19 protein-coding genes are annotated in these 18,850 nt (G+C 62.0%); 12 read left to right on the top strand and 7 right to left on the bottom strand.

Annotated features, from left to right (window positions below; translation table 11 throughout):
- Positions 1-26 precede the first annotated feature (26 nt).
- The 4 genes from trkA (at position 27) to hflX (ending at position 4,016) form a co-directional block, all read left to right on the top strand.
- Positions 27-1,403: a Trk system potassium transporter TrkA gene (trkA, locus tag ACT6VE_RS05070; RefSeq protein ID WP_444797537.1), complete on the top strand. Its 1,377-nt coding sequence runs from the start codon at positions 27-29 to the stop codon at positions 1,401-1,403.
- Between the two features lie 8 nt (positions 1,404-1,411).
- Positions 1,412-2,275, top strand: a complete 864-nt coding sequence (locus tag ACT6VE_RS05065; RefSeq protein ID WP_444797536.1) for a D-amino-acid transaminase — start codon at positions 1,412-1,414, stop codon at positions 2,273-2,275.
- 98 nt (positions 2,276-2,373) lie between these two features.
- Positions 2,374-2,616 (top strand): RNA chaperone Hfq, encoded by a 243-nt coding sequence (gene hfq / locus ACT6VE_RS05060; protein WP_023514954.1) that lies wholly within the window; start codon positions 2,374-2,376, stop codon positions 2,614-2,616.
- 77 nt (positions 2,617-2,693) lie between these two features.
- A complete protein-coding gene (gene hflX / locus ACT6VE_RS05055) occupies positions 2,694-4,016 on the top strand; it encodes a GTPase HflX (RefSeq protein WP_444797535.1) in 1,323 nt (440 codons plus the stop codon).
- 111 nt (positions 4,017-4,127) lie between these two features.
- Here hflX and mazG read toward each other — a convergent pair whose 3' ends face one another.
- A complete protein-coding gene (gene mazG, locus ACT6VE_RS05050) occupies positions 4,128-4,979 on the bottom strand; it encodes a nucleoside triphosphate pyrophosphohydrolase (protein WP_444797534.1) in 852 nt (283 codons plus the stop codon).
- 8 nt (positions 4,980-4,987) lie between these two features.
- The gene (locus ACT6VE_RS05045) at positions 4,988-5,575 is read right to left on the bottom strand and encodes a deaminase (RefSeq protein WP_444797533.1); all 588 of its coding nucleotides are present in this window, start codon (positions 5,573-5,575) and stop codon (positions 4,988-4,990) included.
- 197 nt (positions 5,576-5,772) lie between these two features.
- Between ACT6VE_RS05045 and cysG the strand changes: the two genes are divergently transcribed.
- The 5 genes from cysG (at position 5,773) to ACT6VE_RS05020 (ending at position 10,746) form a co-directional block, all read left to right on the top strand.
- Positions 5,773-7,212 (top strand): siroheme synthase CysG, encoded by a 1,440-nt coding sequence (cysG, locus tag ACT6VE_RS05040; protein WP_444797532.1) that lies wholly within the window; start codon positions 5,773-5,775, stop codon positions 7,210-7,212.
- Between the two features lies 1 nt (position 7,213).
- The gene (locus tag ACT6VE_RS05035) at positions 7,214-7,531 is read left to right on the top strand and encodes a DUF2849 domain-containing protein (RefSeq protein ID WP_069058711.1); all 318 of its coding nucleotides are present in this window, start codon (positions 7,214-7,216) and stop codon (positions 7,529-7,531) included.
- 10 nt (positions 7,532-7,541) lie between these two features.
- Positions 7,542-9,218: a nitrite/sulfite reductase gene (locus tag ACT6VE_RS05030; RefSeq protein WP_444797531.1), complete on the top strand. Its 1,677-nt coding sequence runs from the start codon at positions 7,542-7,544 to the stop codon at positions 9,216-9,218.
- Positions 9,219-9,229: 11 nt separating this feature from the next.
- Positions 9,230-9,730 (top strand): DUF934 domain-containing protein, encoded by a 501-nt coding sequence (locus ACT6VE_RS05025; RefSeq protein WP_444797530.1) that lies wholly within the window; start codon positions 9,230-9,232, stop codon positions 9,728-9,730.
- A 203-nt stretch (positions 9,731-9,933) separates the two neighbouring features.
- A complete protein-coding gene (locus tag ACT6VE_RS05020) occupies positions 9,934-10,746 on the top strand; it encodes a ferredoxin--NADP reductase (RefSeq protein WP_444797529.1) in 813 nt (270 codons plus the stop codon).
- A gap of 55 nt (positions 10,747-10,801) precedes the next feature.
- Here the strand turns inward: ACT6VE_RS05020 and ACT6VE_RS05015 are convergent, their stop codons facing one another.
- Positions 10,802-11,455, bottom strand: a complete 654-nt coding sequence (locus ACT6VE_RS05015) for a GntR family transcriptional regulator (protein ID WP_444797528.1) — start codon at positions 11,453-11,455, stop codon at positions 10,802-10,804.
- Between the two features lie 254 nt (positions 11,456-11,709).
- Here ACT6VE_RS05015 and ACT6VE_RS05010 point away from each other — a divergent pair, with 254 nt between their 5' ends.
- The gene (locus ACT6VE_RS05010) at positions 11,710-12,114 is read left to right on the top strand and encodes a VOC family protein (RefSeq protein WP_444797527.1); all 405 of its coding nucleotides are present in this window, start codon (positions 11,710-11,712) and stop codon (positions 12,112-12,114) included.
- An 18-nt stretch (positions 12,115-12,132) separates the two neighbouring features.
- Here ACT6VE_RS05010 and ACT6VE_RS05005 read toward each other — a convergent pair whose 3' ends face one another.
- Complete coding sequence (locus ACT6VE_RS05005; protein WP_069061394.1) at positions 12,133-12,975, bottom strand: MurR/RpiR family transcriptional regulator; 843 nt, start codon at positions 12,973-12,975, stop codon at positions 12,133-12,135.
- A gap of 162 nt (positions 12,976-13,137) precedes the next feature.
- On the opposite strand from ACT6VE_RS05005, the gene ACT6VE_RS05000 reads away from it, so the two are divergent.
- A complete protein-coding gene (locus ACT6VE_RS05000; protein ID WP_444797526.1) occupies positions 13,138-14,595 on the top strand; it encodes an MFS transporter in 1,458 nt (485 codons plus the stop codon).
- 5 nt (positions 14,596-14,600) lie between these two features.
- Positions 14,601-15,278, top strand: coding sequence for an aspartate/glutamate racemase family protein (locus ACT6VE_RS04995; RefSeq protein WP_444797525.1), 678 nt, complete (start codon positions 14,601-14,603; stop codon positions 15,276-15,278).
- A 59-nt stretch (positions 15,279-15,337) separates the two neighbouring features.
- Here ACT6VE_RS04995 and ACT6VE_RS04990 read toward each other — a convergent pair whose 3' ends face one another.
- From ACT6VE_RS04990 to ACT6VE_RS04980, 3 genes are read right to left on the bottom strand one after another with little or no spacing between them, the layout of a single operon-like run.
- Positions 15,338-16,252 (bottom strand): LysR family transcriptional regulator, encoded by a 915-nt coding sequence (locus ACT6VE_RS04990; RefSeq protein ID WP_444797524.1) that lies wholly within the window; start codon positions 16,250-16,252, stop codon positions 15,338-15,340.
- A gap of 59 nt (positions 16,253-16,311) precedes the next feature.
- A complete protein-coding gene (locus ACT6VE_RS04985) occupies positions 16,312-17,844 on the bottom strand; it encodes an ABC transporter ATP-binding protein (protein ID WP_444797523.1) in 1,533 nt (510 codons plus the stop codon).
- Between the two features lie 5 nt (positions 17,845-17,849).
- The gene (locus tag ACT6VE_RS04980) at positions 17,850-18,782 is read right to left on the bottom strand and encodes an ABC transporter permease (protein WP_444797522.1); all 933 of its coding nucleotides are present in this window, start codon (positions 18,780-18,782) and stop codon (positions 17,850-17,852) included.
- Positions 18,783-18,850 lie beyond the last annotated feature (68 nt).

Below are 18,850 nucleotides of genomic sequence, written 5' to 3'. Positions count from 1 at the left end.
GTCCGGGGACTGCGGGGTTTTAGGGTATGAAGGTCATTATCTGTGGCGCCGGACGCGTCGGCTACGGTATCGCAGAACGGCTCTCGGAAGAGGGCAACGACGTTTCGGTGATCGACACGCAGCCGTCGCTGATCGCCGCCATCACCGAGACGCTCGATGTCCGCGGTATTGTCGGCCATGGCGCCCATCCGGAAGTGCTGGCCAAGGCCGGTGCCGACCAGGCGGACATGCTGATCGCCGTCACGCTGTTCGACGAGATCAACATGGTCGCCTGCCAGGTGGCGCATTCATTGTTCAACGTGCCGACCAAGATCGCCCGCATTCGCTCGCAGAGCTACCTTGTGCCGGAATACTCCGATCTCTTTTCGCGCGACGACATGCCGATCGACGTCACCATCTCGCCGGAGGTGGAGGTCGGCAAGATGGTGCTGCGGCGCATCTCCTTCCCCGGTGCGACCGATGTCGTGCGCTTTGCCGACGACCGCATCGTCATGGTGGCGATCGAGTGCATGGAGGATTGCCCGGTCGTCGAGACGCCGCTGAAGCAGCTGAGCGAACTGTTCCCGGATTTGAACGCCACCGTCACCGGAATCTTCTCGAACGGCAAGCTCTTCGTGCCGACCTCCACCGACCAGCTGCATTCGGGCGATCTCGCCTATGTGGTCTGCGACAAGGGGCATGTGCGCCGTACGCTTGCGCTCTTCGGCCACGAGGAGCAGGAGGCAGCGCGCATCGTCATCGCCGGCGGGGGCAATATCGGTTACTTTGTCGCCAAGGCGATCGAGGATTATCAGCCGAAGACCCGGCTGAAGATCATCGAGAGCGACCGTGAGCGCGCGGTTTCCGTTGCCGACAAGCTGCGCAATGCCGTCGTGCTGCACGGTTCGGCACTCGACCAGAAGATGCTGCTGCAAGCCGATATCCAGGATGCCGACCTGATCGTGGCGCTGACCAACAACGACCAGATCAACATTCTCGGCAGCGTCATGGCCAAGCGCCTCGGCTGCAAGCAGAACCTCGTTCTGATCAACGACCCGATGTACCAGGATTTCACCAAGACGCTTGGCATTGACGCCCATATCAATCCGCGCGCCGTGACGATCTCGGGCATTCTGCAACACGTGCGCAAGGGCCGCATCCGCTCGGTCTACGCGGTGCAGAAGGGCTCGGCCGAGGTTATCGAGGCGGAAGCCCTGGAAACGTCACCGCTTGTCGGCAAGCCGCTGCGGGACATCGAATTGCCGCCGGGTATCCGCATCGGCGCGATCTATCGGGACAAGACGGTGATTCGGCCGGATGGCGACACGAAGATCAAGGCGAAGGACCGCGTGGTGCTCTTTGCCGCCGCCGCCGCCGTGCGCCATGTCGAGCAACTGTTCCGCGTCAGCATTCAGTATTTTTAAGGTTGTCCATGCCTCGCTTTGCCTATGTCAACGGCCGCTATGTCCGCCATGCCGATGCAGCCGTGCATATCGATGACCGCGGCCTCGTCTTCGCGGATGCGGTCTATGAGGTCTGTCAGGTGCAGCAAGGTTTTATCGTCGACATGACGCGTCACCTCGACCGGCTGGATCGCTCGCTCGGTGAAATCCGTATTCGCCCGCCCATGCCGCGGGCGGCGCTGGCGGGTATCATGCGGGAGGTGCTGCGTCGCAACCGCGTCGTCAACGGCATGGTCTATCTCCAGGTGACACGCGGCCGGGCGAAGCGTGACCACGTTTTCCCCTCACCGGAGGTGCGGCCAACGCTCATCGTGACGGCGAAGGCCCTGAACCCAGCCGTGAACGCCGCGAAATATGCGGCAGGCATCAAGGCGGTCACGGTTGCCGACAATCGCTGGGGCCGGGTGGACATCAAGACCGTCGGGCTCCTGCCGAACGTGCTGGCGCGCCAGCAGGCAAAGGAGGCGGGCGCGCAGGAGGCGATTTTCGTCGATGCTGACGGTAATGTCACCGAGGGCGGTGCGACGAACCTGTGGATCGTCGATCGTGACGGAAAACTTGTGACGCGCCCGGCCGATCACGCCATTCTACGCGGCGTCACGCGTACGACGCTGCTGGACGTGGCGGAAAAAATAGGGATTGATGTCGAGGAGCGGCGCTTTACCGTTGCCGACATGCTGGAGGCGCGTGAAGTTTTCATCACCGGGGCGACGACGATCTGTCTACCGGTCGTTTCCATCGACGGGCAGACGATCGCCAACGGCCATACGGGCATGATGGCGCAGAAAATCCGGGATGCCTTTTTCGCCGTTGCGGAGAAGACCGCGATTTGATACCAAAATCGACGGTCCCGGAATTTCTTGCCGGGCTGGGGATAACTTATTTTTAGTCAACCGGTCTCAAGGGCCGGCAATCAGAAAGAAGCGGCGCGATGGCGGAACGTTCTCAAAACCTGCAGGATCTTTTTCTTAATACCGTTCGCAAGCAAAAGATTTCTCTCACGATCTTTCTCATCAACGGGGTCAAGCTGACCGGAGTTGTCACTTCTTTTGACAACTTCTGCGTGCTTCTCCGTCGCGACGGTCACTCGCAGCTCGTGTACAAACACGCGATCTCGACCATCATGCCGGGCCAGCCGCTGCAGATGTTCGAGACCGAGGAAAGCGGCTCCTGACAGGACCCACGAAAATTAGCAAATCCGATTCAACTAAGGATTCCATCGTCCCGGACGTCGAAAAACGCCGGGACGACATGCGCGCTGTTGTCATCGCTCCAGTCTTGAAGTCGGCGCGCGCTAAATCCAACCCGACCGTTATCACGCGTTCCGACGAGGCACGGCTGGAAGAGGCTGTCGGCCTCGCCCGTGCCATCGACCTCACGATCGTCCATTCTGCCGTCGTGCCCGTCAGCCAGCCGAAACCCGGTACGCTGCTCGGCACCGGCAAGATCGCGGAGATCAAGGCATCGCTCGATGAGCATGATGCGGGCCTCGTCATCGTCGATCATCCGCTGACGCCCGTGCAGCAGCGCAATCTCGAGAAGGAATGGAACGCCAAGGTCATCGACCGGACCGGCCTCATTCTCGAAATTTTTGGCCGGCGCGCCTCCACCAAGGAAGGCACGCTGCAGGTCGAACTGGCGCATCTCAACTATCAGAAGGGCCGTCTCGTGCGCAGCTGGACCCACCTTGAACGCCAGCGCGGTGGCGCGGGCTTCATGGGTGGTCCGGGTGAAACGCAGATCGAAGCCGACCGTCGGCTGTTGCAGGACAAGATCATCAAGCTGGAACGCGAGCTGGAGCAGGTGCGCCGCACCCGCCAGCTGCACCGTTCCAAGCGCAAGAAAGTGCCGCACCCGATCGTGGCACTCGTCGGCTATACCAATGCCGGCAAGTCGACGCTGTTCAACCGGATAACCGGGGCAGGGGTTCTCGCCGAGGACATGCTGTTTGCGACGCTCGACCCGACCTTGCGCCGCATGAAGCTGCCGCAGGGCCGCACCGTCATTCTGTCGGATACCGTAGGCTTCATCTCCGACCTGCCGACCCATCTCGTCGCCGCCTTCCGCGCAACGCTGGAAGAGGTGCTTGAAGCCGACTTGATTCTCCATGTGCGCGATATGTCCGATCCGGACAATGGTGCGCAATCGTCGGACGTGCTGCGCATCCTTACCGATCTCGGCATCGACGAAAAGGACGGCGCGGAGCGTATCCTCGAAGTCTGGAACAAGATCGACCGGCTGGAGCCGGAGGCCCGTGAGGCGCTTGTGCAGAAGTCCGAGAACCAGTCGAACGTGATCGCCGTTTCCGCGATTTCGGGCGAGGGTGTCGATACGCTGCTTGGCGAAATCAACCGGCGGCTTTCCGGCGTGCTCGTCGACCGAGACGTCATCGTGCCGGTGAGGCAGTTGCAGCTTCTGCCGTGGATCTACGATCATTCGATCATCGATCTGCGCGAAGATATGGAAGACGGCAATGTGCGGCTCGAACTGCGGCTGACGGAAACCGAAGCCGCCGAACTCGACCGCCGGCTCGGTATCGGCCAGAAAACTCAGCGCGAGGATTGGGAGCGTTAGAGCATTTCCGCTTTTCTTCGAATAGCGAAAACGCTCTACCTCTTTGTTTTTACGCAATTCGCGGCACGCAAAACCGCTGCGAACTTTTGCTGGAATTACGCTAACGCAACGTCATTCTGCTGACGTTGCGTTAGCCAGGCTGCGCTCGATCTGCTTGGCGGCCTGCCATAGCTCTTCCATGCGCTCTAGCGTTGCCTCTTCGAGGTTTTCGCCATTGGCGGCGAGGCTGTCCTCGATATGGGAGAAGCGATTGCGGAACTTGGTGTTCGTGCCGCGCAGCGCCATTTCCGGATCGGCGCCGACATGGCGGCCGATGTTGACAAGTGCGAAGATCAGGTCGCCGAGTTCGTCGGCGACCGCCTTCTGGTCGTCGCTGCGAAGCGCCTCGCGCAACTCGCCGATTTCCTCCTCGATCTTGTCGAGGATTGGTGCCGGCTCTGACCAGTCGAACCCCACCTTGGCGGCGCGTTCCTGAAGCTTCAGGGCTTCGACAAGGGCGGGGAAGGACCGTTGCACGGAGCCGAGATGGCCGCGCAACGGGTCGTCCGGCAGGCCGCGACGGGTGCGACGCGCCTTGCGCTCGCGTTTCTCCGCTTGCTTGATTTCGTCCCATTGCAGCTTCACCGCTGCCGGTGTGTCGGCATCCGAGCGGGCGAAGACATGCGGGTGGCGGCGGATCATTTTTCGCGTGACGGCCTCGACGACACTGCCGAAATCGAATTCGCCGCGCTCCTCTGCCATGCGGGCATGGAAGACCACTTGCAGGAGAAGGTCACCCAGCTCCTCGCAGAGGTCATCCATGTCGTTCCGCTCGATGGCGTCGGCAACCTCGTAGGCTTCTTCGATCGTGTAGGGCTTGATCGTCTCGAAGGTCTGGACGATGTCCCAGGGGCAGCCGGTTTCCGGCTGGCGCAGGGCGGCCATGATGTCGATCAGGCGCTCGATGTCGCGGCTCGATTCCATGGTGCGTCTCAGTTGAGCGGAATGCTGTTGTCAGCCTTGCCGGACTGGTAGGTCTCGGACAGGGCGTCGTAGGCGGCGCGGATTTCGGCATCCTGCTTTTGGAGGTCTGCTTTCGCAGTCTCGTCGGCGGTGGCAATGAGGTCGGAAATGGCGGCGGAATGCCAGAAGGCGTTGGTCTTCGCGTAGCCGCCCGGATCGAGCCGGAAGACTTCCTTCAGGATGCGCAGGTCGTGCGGAATGGCAAAGCTGTCGCGCGAATCTTCATGGCTGAAGAAATAGTAGAAATTATCGAAGCCGGCCCAGGTGATGGCGGAAAGGCACATGGAGCAGGGCTCATGCGTCGAGAGGAAGACGTAGTCCTTGGTGTCCGGCTTCTCCACGCGCTCGTACAGGCGTTTCAGCGTGTGAATTTCGCCGTGCCAGAGCGGGTTTTCCGTCTCGTTGTTGGTTTCGGCCAGAACGAGCGAGAGGTCGGCCTTGCGGAGAATGGCCGCGCCAAAAATCTTGTTGCCGGCCGCGACGCCGTCGCGTGTCAGCGGCAGGATGTCGAATTCCATGACGTCGAGCAGACGTTTTGCGAGGGCGGCCTGGTCCATGATGGGATCCCCGATTGGCGTATGGTGGCATCCTTAGCGGGTGCCCGGGCGGGCGGGCAAGGGTGCCCGGTGACTTATGCTCAAAATGCCGGACCTCGGAGCAAAACAATACGCCCCTCCTTGGGCATTGGAATTTCTGTTTCTTTTATTTGTGGCCATTTTTCGCGATAGTGCGCACACTTCAACCGGACCAGACCATGACTGTATCGCAGCAGAAGCTTTCGACATTCCCGGCGTTCTTCCGCACCAGCGGCAGAACGGTCGTTGTCGTGGGCGAAGGCGATGAGGCTTTTGCCAAGGCCCGTCTGCTGTTCAACACGGATGCCCGGATCGTCGTTCTGGCAGAAGAGCCGGAGGCGGATTTCGCCCGGTTCATCGCCGACAACGGCCTCGTGCTCGTTCGCGCGCCCTTTTCGGCGCAGGCAATTGTGGATGCGACACTCGTCTTCGCAGCGACGGGTGATGCGGCCGCCGACCGGGCCATCTCCGCGGCCGCCCGCGAGCTGCGCATCCCGGTCAATGCCGTCGACCAGCCGGATCATTGCGATTTCTTCACGCCGGCCCTCGTCAACCGCGCACCGGTCGCCGTTGCCATCGGCACGGAAGGCGCCGGCCCGGTGCTGGCGCAGATGATCCGCGCGCAGGTCGACCAGATCCTGTCGCCGTCGCTCGGTCGTCTTGCAAGTCTGGCCAACGGCTATCGGCAAGCCGTCGATAGCATTCTGCCGCGTGGTGTAACGCGCCGTGTCTTCTGGCGCCGCTTCTTCCAGGGTGCTGTCGCCGACGCCGTCAACAATGGCGATATCGAGCTGGCGCGCCGCTCCGCCACGGCGCTTCTGAATTCGCAGGGCAAGGCCGCAGGCCATGTCTGGCTCGTTGGCGCCGGCCCGGGTGCCGAAGACCTGCTGACGCTGCGCGCCCAGCGCGTGATGATGGAAGCCGATGTGATCGTCTTTGACGCGCTCGTGCCGCAGGCGATCGTCGATATGGGGCGTCGTGATGCCGAGCGTCTTTCCGTCGGCAAGCGCAAGGGCTGTCATTCCAAGTCGCAGGAAGAGATCAACGACCTGCTTGTCGAGCTTGGCAAGGCGGGAAAACGCGTCGTGCGCCTGAAATCCGGCGATCCGCTTGTCTACGGTCGCGCGGGAGAGGAAATGGCGGCGCTGCGCCAGGCGGGCGTGACCTATGAGGTCGTGCCCGGCATCACCTCCGCCTTTGCCGCGGCCGCCGATTTCGAACTGCCGCTGACATTGCGCGGCGTTGCTTCCTCGCTCGTCTTCACGACGGGCCACGATCTCACGGGCGCCGTTTTGCCGGACTGGGCACGGCTTGCGATTTCCGGCGCGACCGTTGCCGTCTATATGGGGCGCACAGTGGCCGCCTCCGTCGCCGCGCGGCTGATGGACGCCGGCTTGCCGGCGGAAACGACGGTCGCCGTCGTGGAGAATGCCAGCCGCCGTGACAAGCGGCTGCTGCACGGCACGCTCAAGGACCTTCCGGGCCTGGAGCATCGCGACGAACTGTCCGGTCCGGTCATGGTGATCATCGGCGAGGCCGTTGCCGGCGCCAATTTCGAACATTCCACGCCGCTTGCCCTGCGCGAGACGGTTCGTGATACAGTAGCATTGGGAGCATGACATGACCGACAAGGTTCTGACAGCCAATCGCCTTTCCGACGGTATCTCCGTCTGGCTGGATGCCGCCGGCACCTGGAACGAGCACCTCCAGTCCGCCTTCGTGGCGCGCCACAAGGAGGCCGTCGATGCGCTGGAAGCGACCGGCAAGCAGGCCTATGCCGACAACAAGGTGGTTGACGTCAACGTTGTCGACGTCGAAGAAGTGGATGGTGTGCTTCGGCCGCTGCGCATGCGTGAACGCATCCGCGCTGAAGGCCCTTCGATTGTTTACGCCGCCGGTTATGCCGGCTTGACTGCGACGGTCAATTCGGCCGCCTGAGGACTTTTCCATGTATCGCTACGACGAATTCGACCACGCCTTTGTCTCCGACCGCGTTGAGCAGTTCCGCGATCAGGTCGGTCGCCGGCTGTCCGGCGAGCTGGCGGAGGATGCCTTCAAGCCGCTGCGCCTGATGAACGGCGTCTATCTGCAGCTTCACGCCTACATGCTGCGCGTCGCCATCCCCTATGGCACGCTGAATGCGCGCCAGATGCGCATGCTGGCCTATATCGCGCGCAAATATGACCGCGGCTATGGCCATTTCACCACGCGCCAGAACATCCAGTACAACTGGCCGAAGCTGAACGAGCTGCCGGATGCGCTTGCCGATCTCGCGACCGTCGAGATGCATGCGCTCCAGACGTCGGGCAACTGCATTCGCAACGTGACGGCTGACCATTTCGCGGGTGCTGCCGCCGATGAGGTCGCCGATCCGCGGCCCTATGCGGAAATCCTGCGCCAGTGGTCGTCCGTGCATCCGGAATTCTCCTTCCTGCCGCGCAAATTCAAGATCGCCGTCACCGGCGCCGAGCGCGACCGCGCGGCCATCCAGGTGCATGACATCGGCCTGCATCTGAAGAAGAACGAAAAGGGCGAGATCGGCTTTGCCGTCTATGTCGGCGGCGGGCAGGGCCGCACGCCGATGATCGCCAAGAAGATCCGCGACTTCCTGCCGGAAGAAGACCTGTTGTCCTACACGACCGCCGTCATGCGCGTGTACAATCTCCATGGCCGTCGCGACAACAAGTACAAGGCGCGCATCAAGATCCTCGTGCACGAGACGGGCGCCGAGGAATTGGCACGGCAGGTGGAAGTGGAGTTCGCTGAACTCAGGGATACCGAACTGAAGCTGCCGGAAAAGGACGTGGCCGCCATCTCCGCCTATTTCGCGCCGCCGGAACTGGCGCCCCGCGCCGAGGGCTGGGCGAGCCTGGCGCAGTGGAAGAAGGCGGATACGGATTTTGCCCGCTGGGTGCAGAACAACGTGCAGCCGCATAAACATCCCGACTACGGCATGGTGACGATTTCGCTGAAGCCGATCGGCGGCATTCCGGGCGACGCTACCGACGTGCAGATGGAGGCGGTTGCCGACATCGCGGAAGAATATGCCTTCGACGAAATCCGCGTCAGCCATGAGCAGAACCTGATCCTGCCGCATGTGGCGCTGGCCGATCTGGAGCCGATCTACCGCGGCCTCGTCGCCGCCGGTCTCGCGACCGCCAATGCCGGCCTCATCACGGATATCATTGCCTGTCCCGGGCTGGACTACTGCGCGCTGGCGAACGCCCGCTCGATCCCGGTTTCGCAGGAAATCTCGAACCGCTTCGGCTCACCGGAACGTCAGGCCGAAATCGGCGAGCTGAAGATCAAGATTTCGGGCTGCATCAATGCCTGCGGCCATCACCATGTCGGCCATATCGGCCTGCTTGGCGTGGAGAAAAAAGGCGAAGAGCTCTACCAGATCACGCTCGGCGGTTCCGGTGACGAGAACACGTCTATCGGCGAGATCATCGGCCGTGGCTTCGAGCCGGAAAAGGTGACGGATGCCATCGAGGTCATCGTCGATACCTATCTGGGTCTTCGTCTCGATCCCTCCGAAATCTTCCTCGCCGCCTATCGTCGCGTCGGACCGCAGCCCTTCAAGGATGCGCTCTACGGTGATAAGGCAGCGGCTGCGGCAGCTTGAGGGGAGTGATCATGACGAAAATCTGGAACGAATCCGGCTTTGTGACCGACGATCCCTGGGTCGTCGAAACAGAAGAGACCAAGGCCGGCTCCAACGAAAAGGTTATCCTCGGGCTCGATGACTTCCTGGCGAAGGTATCCGGGACCGACGAGACGGATCTTGGCGTGCTGATCAATCCGGCGGACGACGTGCGTAAGCTGGAAGGTCATCTCGGCCGGCTGGCGCTCGTGGCCGTCGCGTTCCCGGCCTTCAACGATGGCCGCGCCTTCAGCCATGCGTCGCTGCTGCGCGCGCGCCTAGGTTTTTCGCGTGAGGTTCGGGCGGTTGGCGACGTGCTGATCGACCAGATCCCGCTGATGCTGCGCTGTGGTATCGACAGCTTTGCCGTCACCAATGCAACGGCGCTGAAGCGGCTTGCGGAAAACCGGCTGCCGGGCATCGACAACCATTACCAGCCGACGGCACGCCCCTCGGAAGAGGTCGGTTCCTACAGCTGGCGTCGTCGGGCCTGATTTTCAGGTCCGATTGCCGGGTGGACCGGCGAAAGGCCGCAATCGCGTTGTAGACTTGCGCGAAATCAAAGCCGGGCAGCGCGAAAAAGAGAACTATTGCGCGGCCAATCAGCGCATTGGAACGGGATACCTTCCTTTGCCGCTCAACATGTAATATCTGCCTATCGTCAAGATTTTACGACGCAGCCAGGATCGATCCCGAAATGAACGCACCTGCCAAGACCGAAGATTTCGTGCCCGCCATTCCCGCCGGTGTTTTTGCCGAGACGGTGACGAGCGTGCAGCATTATACGGATCGCCTGTTCAGCTTCCGCATGACGCGCCCGGAAAGTTTTCGTTTCCGCTCCGGCGAATTCGCCATGATCGGCCTGATGGTCGGTGAAAAGCCGGTCTACCGCGCCTATTCGATCGCCAGCCCGTCCTGGGACGAGGAACTCGAATTCTTCTCGATCAAGGTGCCGGACGGCCCGCTGACGTCGCATCTCCAGCAGATCCAGCCGGGCGATACCGTGCTGATGCGCAAGAAGCCGACCGGCACGCTTGTCCTCGATGCGCTGACGCCCGGGAAGCGCCTCTACATGTTCTCGACCGGCACCGGCATTGCGCCTTTCGCAAGCCTGATGCGCGATCCGGAGACCTATGAAAAGTTCGACGAAGTCATCCTGACGCACACCTGCCGCGAAGTCGCCGAACTACAGTACGGTTTCGACCTCGTCGAGGAAATCCGCAACCATGAATTCCTGGCCGAAGTGGTCGGCAACAAGCTGCGCCACTATGCGACCGTGACCCGCGAGGACTATTCGCTCAAGGGCCGCATCACCGATCTCATCCGCAATGGCAAGATGTTCGCCGATCTCGGCGTGCCGCATTTCGATCCGGCGGTCGATCGTGGCATGATCTGCGGCTCTTCCGCGATGCTCAAGGAAACCAAGGCGCTGCTGGAAGAGTCGGGCCTCGTCGAAGGCTCCAACAACAAGCCCGGCGAATTCGTCATCGAACGCGCCTTCGTCGATTAGTCGACGGGCAGAATGAAAAGCGGGGCGGCCTTCGGGTCGCCCTTTTTGTTTGTCCTCAGGCGGAGAGATAGTCGATCAGGTCGGTCATCGCCGTTTCGGCAGCGAGCCTGTCGCCGTTGCGGATGGCGCGAATGACCTTCACATGCCGATCGACCGAGCCATCCATGTGCCGGTTGTCCGCGCGGGTAAACCAGAGACGGCGTGAATGGGTTTGCAGGGGAGCGAGCGCTGCCGTCAGATAGCGGTTGGGGCAGGCTTCCTCCATGATCTCGTCGAAGGTTTTGTCTGCTGCCAGAAAACCCTCCAGATCGGAGTGGATCGAGCACGCCGTCATGGCTTGCGCGCAGGCGATGAGCTGCTCCCGGTGATGGTCTTCGGCATGCTCGGCAACCAGGGCGGCGGCGAGGGGTTCTAGCTGTCGGCGCGTCGTCATGACATGCGCATGGTCGTCCGGCCGGATTGCCGTGATCTGCAAGCCGGCGCGCGGACGCACCGCGATCAATCCCTGCCATTCGAGCTTCTGGATCGCCTCGCGCACCGGCGTGCGCCCATGGCCGGCAAGCTCGATGAGCTGGCGCTCGGTCACCAGCGAGCCCGGCTTCAGCTTGAGCGTGACGATCAGCCCTTCGAGGGCGAGATAGGCGAGGTGGGCTTGCGACGCCGCGTTGTCCACGTTCTGGTGCTCCGCTGATATATCACATACTGGCATGTCGCAATTCGACTGGCAAGTCGACTGATATATCAGTGGCGGTTTGGAAGGGCGAGGTATGCTAACTCCGTAGTGTCGTTCTACTCAATCTTTCGCTCTGAAAGTCGATGCCGCAACCATTCTCTCGACAATAGCATTCACGTTGACGGCGGCAGATGCCGAGCCTTATGCAGGATGACAGGCATTTTGCGGACAGCCCGAGAATGGGCAGCCAACCAACCAACCAGCCCCCAGTCGTCATGAGGAAACGTTTCATGAATCAGAGCCTCGCCCATATCGCCCTCATCGTCCGCGACTATGACGAAGCCATCGACTTCTATGTGAACACGCTGGGCTTCGAACTGGTCGACGACAGTTACCAGGCGGAGCAGGACAAGCGCTGGGTTGTGGTGCGGCCGAGGGGAACGGGTACGTGCTCGATCCTGCTTGCCCGCGCGTCGTCGCCCGATCAGGAACGCTATGTCGGGGACCAGGCGGGTGGGCGGGTTTTTCTCTTCCTGCGCACCGATGATTTCTGGCGCGACTATCATGCTCTTGTCGAAAAGGGCGTGGCCTTCGAGCGGGAACCGCAGACCGCGGAATACGGGATCGTCGCGGTGTTCAAGGACCTCTACGGCAATCTGTGGGACCTCATCGAGTTCACCGACGGCCGGCCCTGATGCGGATGTGAGGAACGGCTACAGTTCCTCCAGCGTGTCGCCGAAGCGCTCGATGCCGCGCAGGCGCGTGCGACCGGCAGCGCCGGCGCGTTCGATGGCGCGCGTTGCGATCAGGTGACAGATGGCCATCACCGAGACATGGTTGAAGAGCGGTCCGGGCGCCAGTGTCTGACAACGGAAATGCCATGTCGCCGTCGCGCGGTGCGCGACCCCTTCGTCCGTTAGATAGAGGAGCTTGGCGCCGCTTTTCTCGATGGCGGATAGGATGGTCTCCATCTGCGCCACGCGCCTACGCAGGCCGAAGACGATCGCGACGTCCTTGTCGGTGACGCTGACGAGATGTTCGCCAAGCGTTTGCCCGGCGCCCGGAATGGCGACGATGTTTTCCACCACCTGCGTCATCTGCCATTGCAGATAGTCGGCGAAGGCGTGGCTGCTGCGAAAACCCAGGACCCAGGTCTTGCGTGCATTGAGGATCGCATCGGCGACCGCGTCCACCTGCGTATCGGTGATCGTCGCGAAGGTGCCCTCCAGATTGGCGATGCCCTGGGCGACATGGGCGGCCACCGACTGGGCCGCTGCCGCATCGGTGGAGGCGGCGAGGAACAGGCGCGAGCCCGTCTGTTTTTCCTCGCGCGCATGGCGGCGCGCTTCCTCGTAGCTTTCATAGCCGAGCCGGCGGACGAAGCGGGTAACCGTGGCGTTCGAGACCTGGGCGAGCTTGGCAAGTTCGGACGCGGAATAGCTCGCAAGCTCTCCTGGAAAGTCGCAGACGAAGTCACCGAGTCGCCGCTCGGCGGGATGCAGTTCGTTGAGCGCGTCGCGCACGCGAAACAGGAACGAACGATCCGTGGAACTCATCTCATTCATCGCCTTCTTTCATTAAATCAAGGTTGTAACGGACTGGCCGGACTTCGCAAGCGTGTGTGGCGAAACTGTCATCAAGTTTGTTGAAAAATGGATTTCATTAATGTATCGTATGAAAATCAATTTTCTTATTGATGCCAGAAGGAGGAGGAGACTATGGCAGCAGAAGGTATGGTGCAGTCCGGCAAATCATCGCCGGCAATCCGTCAATTGGAGGGGGCGCTCACCCGCATCGGGGTCACCGGTGCGCATAAGCAGATCATTGCGCTGGTGCTGATCGGATGCCTGTTCGACAGTTTCGAACAGAACACGATCGGCGTGTCCGGCCCGCTCCTGAAGGAGCATTGGGGTCTGACCGGCACGGATATCGGCTTCCTGAATACAATCACGTTCGGCAGCGCGGCCATCGGGCGCCTGCTTTCGGGCATCCTCGGCGATCGCTACGGCCGCCGCGTCATGCTGACCTTCAATCTCTTGCTGTTTTCGCTCGGCTCGGCAGCCTGCGCGCTGGCACCGGATTTCATGTTCCTCTGCATCGCCCGGGCAATCGTCGGCTTCGGCGTTGGCGGGGAAATCTCGACGGCCGTCACCATGCTGTCGGAATTCTGCTCGCCGAAATTCCGAGGAACGGCGGCCGGCCTCGTCAATGTGGGCGCGGGCGGTTTTGGCAACTTCCTGGCGCCCGTCTACGGACTGATGATCTTCAGCATCTTCCCGGGTGAGGACAGCTGGCGCTGGCTGTTTGCCTCGCTTGCACTGCCGGCCCTGCTGGTGGTGTTCTACCGCCGCTACGTGCCGGAAACGCCACGGTTCCTCGCCTCGCAAGGGCGTATCGACGAGGCGAACAAGGTGCTCTCGGTGCTGGAATCCGGATCGCTCCGGCCGAGCAACCTCGTGGTGAAGGAATATCTGACGAAGGACAAGGAGAGCGAAGCGCCGGCCGCCAAGGGTGCCTGGAAGGAGCTTTTCCGCGCGCCGTTCCTCGGCCGTATCATTCCGGTATCGATCGCCATCCTCATGAGCTATGGCGCACAGCTTTCCGTGCTCACGCTGATGCCGATCATCTTCATCGAGATGGGCTACACGCTGCAGGGCAGCCTGCTCTACAGCATGATCATCCAGAGCGGCAGCGTTCTCGGCGCCATCGCGGCCTCGATGTTCGGCTACTACTTCCCGCGCAAACGGGTGCTGACGACCGGTGCAATCTGCGCCTGCCTTGCCGCACTCGCCATCATGTATCTCGGCACCACCCTCTACCTGGTGCTGTTCTTCGGCGCGCTCTTCCAGTTCTTCGTGCTTCTGCTGAACACCTCTATCTGGATCTATGCGCCGGAACTCTTCCCGACCCGCATCCGCGCCTTCGGCGTCGCCTTCATCCTGGCGACGGGTTCGGCTGCCGGTTCCTTCGTGCCCACCATTTCGGGCGCCCTGTTCGATAGCTACGGCATGGGCGGCGTCTTCGGTCTCGCGGCTGCCATGTATGCGGTCTTCGCCGTCTGCATCCGCCTCGGACCGGAAACCTACGGCATGTCGATGGAAGACCTCACGCAGCCTGCGGATGTCATCGGCAAGAGCGAGGACATCGCAATCGAACCCCTCAAGGCAGGAGCATAATCGCAATGACCCCGCACATACTGTTGATCAATCCCAACAGTTCCGAGACCACCAGCGACATGATGCAGGCCATCGCGCTGAGGTCCGCAGCCGAAAGGCTGGATGTGAAGGCCGTGACGGCCAGCCGCAGCCCGGCCATGATCGTCACGCCCGAGCAGTTGACAGCCTCTGCCGCGCAGGTGGTCGAGTTGGGCACCGCGCACGGCCGGGATTGTGCGGGGATCATCGTCAGCGCCTTCGGCGATCCCGGTCTTGCCGAGCTTCGCCGTAAGGTCGCTGTTCCCGTGGTCGGCATCTGCGAGGCCTCGATGATTGAGGCCTCGCAGGGCGGCAAGAAATTCGGCGTCGCAACCTCGACGCCGGACCTGATCGAAGCCATCGACCAGCGCGCCCATGACCTCGGCCTTGCCCATCTCTACACGGGCGTGCGCTGTACGGAGGGCGATCCGGTCGCACTTTCATCCAATACCGGCCTTCTGACCGAAGCGCTGGCGGGCGCGGTGCGCGCCTGTATCGAACTGGATGGTGCAGAAGCCGTGATCATCGGCGGCGGCCCGCTCGGCCAGGCCGCCGATCAGCTACGGCAGATTTTTGATACGCCGGTGATCGGACCGATCCCCTCGGCCGTGGAGAGGGTCATCGGCCTGATCGGGCAGGACACGAGCGTGCCGCAGGCGGTGTAACGCCAACCCGAGCCTTATGAAAACAAAGAGCAGGGCGATTCCGTGAAAGCGGGGCGCCCTTAGCTGCGATCGGTAGACCCCGTCTTCTCCGCTGCCCAGGCAACGAACACGGCTTTCAAGTGCTCGGCCGCCGGCGAGAGGCTGTGATGGCGCCGTTGCAGCACGGAGACGTCGCGCATGACATGCGGCTCGATGAGGTCAACGGTCAATACGCGCACGGCGGAGGCGAGCTGGCTTGAATTTTCCGGCAATACGGCGACCCCCATGCCGGCAGCGATCATGCTGATCGCGGTGGTCGAGAAGCGCACCTCGTATTTCGGCCGTAAGTTCGGCACCACGCGGATGAGATTGTGCTCGACGATGTTGCGCAGCGGATTGGACGCGGCGAGCGTGATGAGGGTTTCATCCTTCAATTCGGCCCAGCGCACGGATTTGCGCTTGGCGAAGCGGTGATCCTCCCGGCAGACAAGCATCAGCTTGTCGCGCAGCAGCGGCGTTGCGGCTATCTCCGGATCGTCTTCCGAAATCGTGCCGATGGCGATGTCGACCTCGTTGCGCTTGAGGGCGGGACTGATCTGTTCCTCCGGCATATCGCGGATGTTGACGGTGATTTCCGGATACATGCGCAGGAACCGCGCGAGGATCGGCGGCACCACGGTGGCGGCAAGCACGATTGCAGCTGCGATCGTCACCTGGCCGCGCTTCAGCGAGGCATTGTCGCGCACGTCGCCGACGGCCAGCTCCAGGTCCTTCAGGATCTTTCGCGCCTGCGGCAGGAACTCCTGACCGACAAGGGTGAGCGAGACCATCCGGGTGTGCCGGTCGAAGAGGCGCACACCGATCTCCGTTTCCAGATCACGCACGAGGATGCTGACTGCCGACTGGGTGAGGTGGAGGTGCCGGGCGGCGAGATTGAACTGGCCAAGCTCGGCCACCGCGATGAAGGCCCTGAGTTGCCGCAGGGTTATGTTCATGGGCGTGCTGCCCTCCTGTTTATGCGACCGCTATCAAACCCTGCCGCAGCCATCCCTGTCTAGCCCGCAAGCGCCGGTTGTTCCGTTTTGCCCGCCATCAGTAACCCGAGTTCCTCGAGACGGGTGCGGTCCGGTGGCAGTTCGCCGAGAATTTCGCCATGGAACATCACGAGGATGCGGTCGCAGATGGCGAAAAGTTCTTCCAGCTCCGTGGAGATCAGCAGGATGGCGCGGCCATTGTCGCGCTGCTTCAGCATCTCCTCCATGACGAACTCCATCGCACCGATATCGATGCCGCGGGCGAGCTGGTTGACGAGAATGAAATCCGGATTGCGCGCCAGCTCCCGAGCAACCACCAGTTTCTGCTGGTTGCCGCCCGAAAGGTCACCGATACGCTGGTCCTCGTTGCGGGATTTGACGCGGAAACGCTTGATGAGGTCGCGGGTGTGTTCACTGATAACGCTGCGGTTCAGCATGCCACGCGTGGCAAAGGGCGGCTGGTCGTAGCGCTGGAGGATAGTGTTCTCGCTGAGCGACAGCGACATGACGATACCGTGTTTGTGCCGATCTTCCGGGATGTGGGAAAAGCCGCAGGCATTGATGCGGGCGGGATCGAGGCCCGTGATGTCCTTGCCGTTGAGCACGACGCGGCCGGCATCGACCGGCAGCAGGCCGGCCAGCGCCAACGACAGTTCGGTCTGGCCATTGCCGGAAACGCCGGCTATGCCGACAATCTCGCCGGCGCGCACGTGAAGGCTCACGCCGCGCACGGCCGGAAGCCCGGCCTCGCTGCGACAGGTGAGATTTTCGACCGACAGTACGAGCGGGCCGGGGGCGGCGGGGTTGCGGGGCAACTCCATGCCGACATCGCGGCCCACCATCATGCGCGCAAGTCCGCGCGCATCCGTGTCGGCAACATTGACGGTGTTGACCACGCGTCCGTCGCGCATGACGCTGATGCGATCGCTGACGCGCATCACCTCGTCCAGCTTGTGAGAGATGAAGACGACGGTCTTCCCATCCTTGACGAGGTCGCGCATCAGGGCGAGCAGGCGGTCTGTTTCCTGTGGGGTGAGCACGGCCGTCGGCTCGTCGAGGATCAACAGTTCGATGCCGTGGAACAGGGTTTTGAGGATTTCCACGCGCTGCTGTTCGCCGACGGAGAGGTCCTCGATGAGGGCGTCCGGGCGCACGTCGAGCGCATAGCGGTCGCTGAGCATGCGGATTTTTGCGTGCACCTTGTCCATGTCGTTGATGACACGCAGGCCGGACCCCTGTCCGAGGATGTAGTTTTCCGCGACAGTGAGGTTGGGCACGAGCATGAAATGCTGGTGCACCATGCCGATATTCTGGCGGATCGCCTCGCGCGGGCTGTTGAAGCGCACCGTCTCACCCTTGTAGATGATCTCGCCCTCGTCGGGTCGCACCATGCCGCAGATCATGCTCATCAGCACACTCTTGCCGGCGCCGTTCTCGCCGAGCAGCGAGTGGATCTCACCCTCTTGGATTTCCAGGGACACGCCGTCGCTGGCGATGATCGGGCCAAAGCGCTTGCGGATATTGTCGATGCGCAGGAAGGGTTTTTTGGACATATCCGTTACCTCATCTCGTAGGGCTGGCCGAGCTTGCTCGGAGCTGCACCCTTGCCGCGGACCACGACGAGCGTGATGATCGTCATGATGTAGGGAAGCGCCTGCAGGACCTGGTAGGGCACCACGATGGACGCCTGGGCCTGAAGCATGAGCTGCAAGGCATAGAACAGGCCGAAGAGCAGCGAGACGAAGAAGGCGCCGATCGGCGACCACCTAGCGAAGACGACCACGGCCAGCACGATGAAGCCGCGACCGGAGGTGATGCCTTCGACGAACTGGTTGGAGTGGCCGAGCGTCAGGAACGCGCCGCCGAGCCCGGCAAGCCCCGTGCCGACCAGGACCGCGCCGTAGCGATAGGCCGCGACATTGCGGCCGGCGACATCGACGGCTTTCGGATGTTCGCCGACGGCGCGCAACGTCAGGCCGAACGAGGTGCGATAGAGCACGAGGGTGGCGAGGATCGCGACGAGGATCGTCGAATAGACGATAAGGTTCTGCTGGAAAAAGGCCTCACCGAGGAAGGGCAGGTCGCTCAGCCAGGGAATATGGACCGGCTGGGCAATCTCGATGCCCTTGCCGGTCGAGACGTAGTAGGTGCGGAAGAGGAAGGCCGTGAGGCCCATGCCGAGCAGGTTGAGTGCTGCGCCCACCACGATCTGGTCCGCCTTGATGGTGATCGTGAAGAAGGCGAAGATCAGACCGAACAGCATGCCGCCCGCGACCCCGGTGAGCAGGCCGAGAAGAACACTGCCGGTCGCAAAGGCAGCCGCGAAGCCACAGAAGGCGCCGACCAGCATGGTGCCTTCCAGCCCGATATTGAGCACGCCCGCCCGCTCGGAAAAGACCTCACCGATCGAGGCGAAGATGAGGGGTGTCGCAAGCCTCCAGGCGGCGCCGGCGAGCGTCGCGAGGAAGGTGAGAAACATCATGTCGTCCATTAAGAAAACCCTTCAGGAATGTCGCCTAAGTTTTTGTTTTCACGCAAAGTAAATTTCTTTGCGGGAGT

The sequence above is a fragment of the Shinella sp. genome, assembly GCF_052438155.1.
Lineage (GTDB): Bacteria > Pseudomonadota > Alphaproteobacteria > Rhizobiales > Rhizobiaceae > Shinella.
This window is presented reverse-complemented; position numbering and strand designations above follow the sequence as displayed.